Genomic DNA, 5,408 nt, shown 5'->3' on the forward strand with positions numbered 1-5,408 from the left:
GCCCTCGCGCGGCGGCCTGGCTCCGGTGCTGGTGCGGTTCGCGGCCAGCTTCGCCTCGATCTGCAGGTAGTGCGGCCAGGAGATATAGCCTTCGTCCAGGACGCGCCGGGCCCATGCGGCGCGCGGATCACCGCCCAGCGGGGGCGCGGCGGACCGTCCGGGGTCCATGGCCGCCCACAGGGACTGCCGCGTGGAGCGCCAGCCGGTGTACCGGCCAGAGGCCACCGGCGAGTGCGCGAACGCGGCCACCAGGACCGCGCCCAGTTGGTGCGCCAGCCACCAGCGGCGACCGTGCCCCAAGGGTCCGGGCTCCTCGTATCCGGCGTCCAGACACACCTGGACGGAGGCGGAGGAGCACATCATGGCCCGCCCCTGCGGGCCCGCACGGTCGAGGTATCGCTCCATGGCGTCGTAGCGCGGCTCATGGAGAAAGCGGCTCGGGGGGTTCCAGGGGTCGTGGCCGTACCCGCTGAGGCCGAGATCCGCCTCGCGCAGTACCGCGCGTACCGCGTCGAGGTCGGCCGAGACGGACCCGATGCACTCCATCAGGGAGGCGGCGGGAAGGGAGCTCAGCTCCAGCTGTCCGCCGGGTTCGACGGTGAGCGCCGAACGCAGGGGCAGGGTCCGCAGTGCGGCGTAGGCCGCTTTGAGTCGTTCGGGTGATGCCGGGAGCTGCGGCCGCCGCAGCTCGTGGACGAGCCATTCCACTTCGACACCGAGGGTACGGGGCGGTCCGGTCTTGAAGCAGATGCCTCGGACCAGCGCCTCCACCTCGGCCTCGGTGACGGCGGAGCGGCGCTCCGTACAGTCACTCACCGAATCGGACATGTCGGGATCCTCCTGAGATTCCACCATGCCGCCGGCCCGACGTCTGTGGTGCCGGACCGGCATCGCTCGTCCCACCCAAGACCCTCTTGGCGGTTCGCACAAGGGTGCAAATCGTTGCTCGCGGGCTCCGGAGGCGCTGTTTGCCGGGCCACGAGGCGCTGTTTACGAGGCTGGGAAATTCCGTTGCGCCGTAGGACCAGCATCGCTCACGATGCGTTCATGGGCACGACGGGGGAATCGGCCGGGGAAATGCCGGGGGGAGCGACGGGGGAGATCGCGAGGGGCGTCCTCGTGGCGCGTACGGGGGTCGCGCCATGAGTGCGCGCCTGCGTGCGCACGCGCGGCAGACGGAGGAGATCGTCGCGGCGGGCGGGTACCGCGCGTCCGACGGACGCACGGTGCCGATCGCCGCGGCGATCGAGGCCGCGCGGGCGGGAACGCGCATGTACGGCCCAGGGCCGGTCAGGGCACCGGCCGGCAGCCCCGCGAGCGCACCGCGCGAAAGCACGCTGATCGAGGTGACGGGCGAGAGCAGTCTGGAGGCCGCCCGACGGCTCGTGCGCAAGGAAGGAGGGCGCCCGGCGGACCCGGTCGCCGTCCTGAACTTCGCCTCGGCGCGCAACCCGGGCGGCGGCTTCCTGAACGGCGCGCAGGCTCAGGAGGAGGCCCTGTGCCGGGCCTCCGCGCTGTACACGTGTCTGCTGGGGGCCCGGGAGTTCTACGACCACCACCGCGCCCACCGGGATCCGTTCTACACGGACCGTGTCATCCACTCACCCGCCGTGCCCGTCTTCCGCGACGACCGCGGAGATCTGCTCGACGAGCCGTACACCGTCGGATTCCTGACCGCCGCGGCCCCCAACGCCGGAGTCGTCCTGCGCACGGCCCCGGAGCGCGCGCCCGAGCTCGGACCCGCCCTGGCCGTGCGCGCCGAGCGCGTCCTGGAGACCGCCGCGGCCCACGGCTACCACCGGCTGGTGCTGGGCGCGTGGGGCTGCGGCGTCTTCCGGAACGATCCGGCGCAGGTGGCGGGCGCGTTCCACGACTTGCTGGTCAAAGGCCGCTTCGAGGGTGCTTTCGACCATGTCGTGTTCGGGGTCCTGGACCGCGCGAGGGATCAGGCGACGCGAGGCTCCTTCGAGCGGGTGTTCGCCTACGGGTGAGCCCTCAACGCCAGCCGTACCGCTCCTGCAACCGGCGTACGACCGAATTGAACCGCATCCGATCCAGCGCACAGGCCTCCCGCCGCATCCCGTCCTCGTGCAGCCGCAGCACCCGGTCCACATCCACCCACGAGTCCCGCCCCGACCGGTCCCACGGCCCGCTCCCGATCGGCACCCACTCCCGGTCCCCGTCGTGCCGCTTGCTCGACAACTGGACGGCGAGCAGCGTGCCGGCGTCCTCGCGGGCGACGACGAGCACCGGACGGTCCTTGCCCCGCCCGTCGTTCTCCTCGAACGGCACCCACGTCCAGACGATCTCGCCGGGATCGGGGTCACCGTCGTGCGCGGGCGCGTACTCCGTCCGAACCCGGCCCACCTCGCGGGGTTCGGCCTCGGTGGTCGCGGACAGGCCGTAGCGGCCGGGAACGTCTTCGGCGGTGTCATCGGTAAAGGCAGTCACGCGGCTCACGTTAGAGCCTGCCCTGTCCAACCCGCCGAGCGGGTGGCCGAGATGGCACCGCGAACGCCTCAGCGACGGCAACCCCGTCCGGCCCCCTTCGGCGGCAGCCGCCGCCCAGGGCCCAGCGCCCTCCGAACTATCAGGTCCGGGCGGCGTGTTGGAGGCGGTCGCGGACCCGTACGACGTGGACCGCGAAGCAGGACGGCACGCCCGGGGAGCGGCTCGACGTCCCGCATGCCTGGCTCGTGGAGGACCTGTCCGGCGGCCGGGTCCGCGTCCCCACCCAGGAGACCCAGATCGGTCGGCCCGCCGCCGCGCCGGCTTCCGAGCGGCCGAACCCGATGCTCACCGGCCACCAGGCCAGGCTCGACGGCCTCGTCGGCGCCGCGGCCGCGTAACCGTCGAGGCGGACGGAACCACCGAGGACCTGCACGATGACGCACGCTCCGCGGGCGGGTCGAACCGCCCGCGGAGCGCGGGCGACGAGGGGGACTGGAACACCCTCGTCGCCCCGCCGGGATCAGTCCCCGGCGTTCTCCTTCGGCGTCACGCCTTGCCGTCCCCCTCCACCGGCACCTTCTCCGTGCGCGGCGGCACGACCCCGTTGAGCCCGGCGGCGCCGTTGCTCCCCGTACCGCTGCCGGCCGTCCCGTCCTGGTTCATCGACGAGAGCAGCTGACGGGCGAGGCCGAGGCCCGTGCCGCCCATGGTGAGCGCCTTGGCGAACATGTCCGACATGCCGTCGGCGCCGTTGAGCAGCACCATGTGGTCGACGTTCCCGAACGCGCTGGCGCCCGCCTGGACGATCTCCGGCCAGTTCTCGGCGAGCTGCTGGGCGACCACCGCCTCCTGGTTCTCGGCGAGGGCCGCGGCCCTCGCCTTGATGGTCTCCGCCTCCGCGAGACCCTGTGCCCGGGTCGCCTCGGCCGCCGCGAGACCCTTGGCCTGAGCCGCTGCGGCCTCGGCCTCACCCGTGGCCCTGGTCGCCGTCGCGGCGGCCGCACCCCGGGCCTTCGTCGCCTCGGCCTCCGCGTTGGCGGCCGTCTTGACCCGGTTCGCCTCCGCCGCGGCCGCGAGCTCGGTCTCCTTGGCCTTGGCCTCGGCCGCCGAGATACGCGCGTCACGCTCGGCTTCGGCACGGGCCCGCGTCTCGTACGCCTGGGCGTCCGCCGGCTTGCGGACGTCCGCCTGGAGCTGCTGCTCACGACGGAGGGCATCGAGCTCGGCGATCCGGGTCTCCTGTACGACGACGTCCTGCCGGGCCGCGGCGTCCGCGAGCGGTCCGGCCTGTCGCGCCTTCGCCGCCGCCTTGTCGCGCTCGGCCTGGTAGCCGGCCTGGAGGATCTCGCTGTCCCGGGTCGCCTCCGACATCCGGGCCGCGGCCTTCTGTTCGGCCTCGGTGGCGAGACGATTCGCCTCCGCCTGCGCGATGCGCGCGTCCCGCTGTACGGCGGCGGCGTGCGGCATCGCGAGGTTCTTGATGTACCCGGTCGGGTCCTCGATCTCGTGGATCTGCAGCGAGTCGACGATGAGACCGAGCTTCTCCATCTCCGTACCGCACGCGGCCCGGGTCTGGCCGGTCAGCTTCTCCCGGTCGCGGATCATGTCCTCGACGGTCAACCCGCCGACGATGGACCGCAGATGACCGGCGAACACGTTGTGCACGCGCTCCGACATCATCTTCTGCTGGTCGAGGAAGCGACGCCCCGCGTTGGCGATCGACACGAAGTCGTCGCCCACCTTGAAGATGACCACGCCGCGCACCTTCAGCGGAATGCCCTGGGTGGTCACGCAGTCCACGTGCAGCTCGGTCTCGTTGAGGTCGAGCGAGATCTTCCGTACCGCTTGAACACCCGGCAGCACCAGCGTGCCGCGCCCCGTCACGATGCGGAAACCCATGCCCTCTTCGAGGCCTTCGGTCCGATGCTTCGAACCGGAGATGATCAGTGCTTCGTTGGGCTCCGCGACACGCCACATGAGCTTGAAGACCACAACGATGAAGATCAGTGCGAGGACAACCGCCCCCGCCACGACGCCGACAACCATCGGCATACGCCCCCTTTGCATGGTGCCCTATCGGCACCGAACGAAGGGAGTGTGCTCCTGTGCAAGACCGGGGTACAGACGCTGACGGATCCTTGTTGCAATCTTGACGCACACTGCTCTCACCTGGGGCGGAGCATGCACAGACGAGTCGTCAACTGTCGTACGCGGCCGATACGTAGACCGTGCGCGGCGGCAGGTACTCGACCACCATCACCACCGTGCCGCACTCGATCCGCTCCTTCGAAGCGGCCGGGTACGCGAGGAAGTGCTCGGCGCCGCCGCGGACCCGGACGATCACCTCACCGACGAGGCCGGGTCCGACCGTGCCGGTCACCCGCCCCATCAACCCGACCATCGACGCATCGTCCATGTGCCCAGCGTACGGCCCGAATCCCCTGGTCAGTGCCTTCGCGCCGAACTCGTTCACCGGCACGCGCCCCGAACTCGTTCACCGGCACGCGCGGTGAACTCGTCTACACCGCGGGGGAGTCCGCGGGCGCCCCGTGCGGCGGCCAGTGTTCGTGCCAGCGCTGGTCGGCCTCCAACTGGGCGGCCAGGGAGACGAGCAGCGGTTCGCTGTTCGCCGGACCGAGGAGCTGGGCGCCGACCGGCAGGCCGCCGTCGACGAAACCCGCGGGGACGTTCACACCGGGCCAGCCCAGGATGTTCCACGGCCAGGCGTAGGGGCAGGCGGCGATCATGGCCCGGTCGGTGCCGAGGCCGCTGAGGTCCGCCATCGAGCCGATGCGCGGCGGGGGAGCGGCCGTCGTCGGCGCGAGCAGGACGTCGTACGTGTCGAAGAGCGCGCCGATCCGCCAATGCCGGCGCACGTAGGATAAAATCCTGATGCCGGTTGCCGGAGTAGCCAGAAATTTCAGGCTCAATCTCCGCCCGAGACGAAGCGGCCCCGC

Annotated in this window: 6 protein-coding genes and 1 pseudogene; 2 read left to right on the forward strand and 5 right to left on the reverse strand. The window is 71.5% G+C overall.

Annotated features, from left to right (window positions below; translation table 11 throughout):
* The coding region (locus tag ABZ656_RS56070) for a glutamate-cysteine ligase family protein (RefSeq protein WP_360280191.1) at positions 1–828 on the reverse strand (828 nt) is incomplete at its 3' end.
* A 314-nt stretch (positions 829–1,142) separates the two neighbouring features.
* Here ABZ656_RS56070 and ABZ656_RS56075 point away from each other — a divergent pair.
* Positions 1,143–1,991: a TIGR02452 family protein gene (locus ABZ656_RS56075; protein ID WP_360280194.1), complete on the forward strand. Its 849-nt coding sequence runs from the start codon at positions 1,143–1,145 to the stop codon at positions 1,989–1,991.
* A gap of 4 nt (positions 1,992–1,995) precedes the next feature.
* Here the strand turns inward: ABZ656_RS56075 and ABZ656_RS56080 are convergent, their stop codons facing one another.
* Positions 1,996–2,451 (reverse strand): type II toxin-antitoxin system PemK/MazF family toxin, encoded by a 456-nt coding sequence (locus ABZ656_RS56080; RefSeq protein WP_360280197.1) that lies wholly within the window; start codon positions 2,449–2,451, stop codon positions 1,996–1,998.
* Positions 2,452–2,696: 245 nt separating this feature from the next.
* On the opposite strand from ABZ656_RS56080, the gene ABZ656_RS56085 reads away from it, so the two are divergent.
* Positions 2,697–2,849, forward strand: a complete 153-nt coding sequence (locus tag ABZ656_RS56085; RefSeq protein ID WP_218977929.1) for a hypothetical protein — start codon at positions 2,697–2,699, stop codon at positions 2,847–2,849.
* 148 nt (positions 2,850–2,997) lie between these two features.
* On the opposite strand, the gene ABZ656_RS56090 is transcribed toward ABZ656_RS56085, so the two are convergent.
* The 3 genes and pseudogenes from ABZ656_RS56090 to ABZ656_RS56100 all read right to left on the reverse strand — a co-directional run.
* Positions 2,998–4,503, reverse strand: coding sequence for a flotillin family protein (locus ABZ656_RS56090; protein WP_101402383.1), 1,506 nt, complete (start codon positions 4,501–4,503; stop codon positions 2,998–3,000).
* Between the two features lie 145 nt (positions 4,504–4,648).
* On the reverse strand, positions 4,649–4,867 hold the full coding sequence (locus ABZ656_RS56095; protein ID WP_101403966.1) for a hypothetical protein: 219 nt from the start codon (positions 4,865–4,867) through the stop codon (positions 4,649–4,651).
* Between the two features lie 103 nt (positions 4,868–4,970).
* A pseudogene (locus ABZ656_RS56100) lies at positions 4,971–5,312 on the reverse strand (amidase family protein); the annotation flags it as partial.
* Between the last annotated feature and the right edge of the window lie 96 nt (positions 5,313–5,408).

Source organism: Streptomyces sp. NPDC007095 (assembly GCF_040634475.1).
Classification (GTDB): Bacteria; Actinomycetota; Actinomycetes; order Streptomycetales; family Streptomycetaceae; genus Streptomyces.